Consider the following 1392-nt stretch of genomic DNA (forward strand, 5'->3'; position numbering starts at 1 on the left):
CACGGCGCTGCGCGGCCCGCACGCCCGCGATCAGCCCGAGGCCGGTGTAGAGCAATTCGGCGATGCCGAGGTTCAGGCGGAAACCCGGATCGACGAGCCCGTGCAGCAGGTGGGCGATGAGTCCGACCGCGCAGGCGGCCGCGATGGCCGCCAGCGGATCGCCCACCGGTGCGCGCCAAGCCGCCCGGAAGCCGCGGTAGATCCCGACCGAAAAGACCAGCGCGAAGGCGGTGTAGCCGACGATCCCGACCTCGGTGAGGATCAGGATGTGCAGGTTGTGCACGACGTGGTTCGAGCGGTCGAACAATCCGGCGAGGCGGGACAGGCCGGTCTGATCGAGCACCGCGAACTGGTTGCCGAAATTGTTCAGCCCGACGCCGAAGAACGGGAACTGCGCGAACAGCGCCAGGGCGGCTGCGTTGAGCGGCCCACGCTGCGCCGCCGAGCCGCCGTCATCCGCGGTCAGGCGCTCCCAGACCAGCGGCCCGGCATAGATCGCCCCGATCCCGGCCACGACGACCAGCAGGGCGAACACCATCAGGCTCGCCCGAGAGAACAGCCGGTCCCTGTAGACCAGCAGGATCACCAGGGTCGCCGAGAGCGGATAGGTCAGCCAGGAGGCGCGCGACAGGGTCAGCACCACGCCGACGACGGCCGAACCGGCCCCGGCGGCGCCGATCAGGCGCAGGAGTTTCGGGCCCCGAGAGAGGGCTAGCGCCAGTGCCAGCGGCCAAACGAACTCGTAATAGTACCCGAGAATATTCGGGTGGACCTTCAGGCCTCCGGCGCGGCGCTGGGCGGAGAAGTTGATGTTCTCCTCGACGATCTGCTCCTCGCCGAGCACGGAGAGGCCGAGTTCGGAGCCGGAGACGTATTGCAGCCCCGCCACCGCGGTCTGCACCAGGCACAGCGCGCAGATCGCCAGCGCCAGGGTGCGGATATCGGCGCCGGACAGGTTCGAGACGGCGACCGAGACGAGGAGCAGCCCGAGGAACCGCCAGGCATCGAACCACAGGTAGGCGGTGTCGGGGGCGTTGGCCAGCGAGAGCAGGCCGGCGGTCAGGAAGCCCAGCTGCGTGAGCACGAGCGGCCGGTCGAGGCGCAGCCCCGAGACCCGCTCGCCGATGCCGGTCAGCTTGGACAGGATCAGCGTCAGCGCCACCAGGAGCGCCACGCTGACGGTCAGTCCGGCGCCGCCGCCGATGCTCGGCAGGTATTGGCCGACGGCCTCGAAATGCTGGAAGAAGCTGACATCGAGCTTCACGGTCAGCCCGACCGCGAGGGCGACCAGCAGCAGGGGCGTCAGGCGGTAGCGCTGCCCGGCGATCAGGGCGCCGACCCCGCCGAAGGCCGCGGCCAACCCGACCACGGCGAATTTCAGGGGCGCGGCGC

Annotated in this window: 1 protein-coding gene; it reads right to left on the minus strand. The window is 70.0% G+C overall.

Features of this window, described 5'->3' with window-relative positions:
- A partial coding sequence (locus FV228_RS29780) for an O-antigen ligase family protein (protein ID WP_147857736.1) occupies positions 1 to 1392 on the minus strand: 1392 nt, incomplete at both ends.

The organism is Methylobacterium sp. WL18 (assembly GCF_008040015.1).
Classification (GTDB): Bacteria; Pseudomonadota; Alphaproteobacteria; order Rhizobiales; family Beijerinckiaceae; genus Methylobacterium; species Methylobacterium mesophilicum.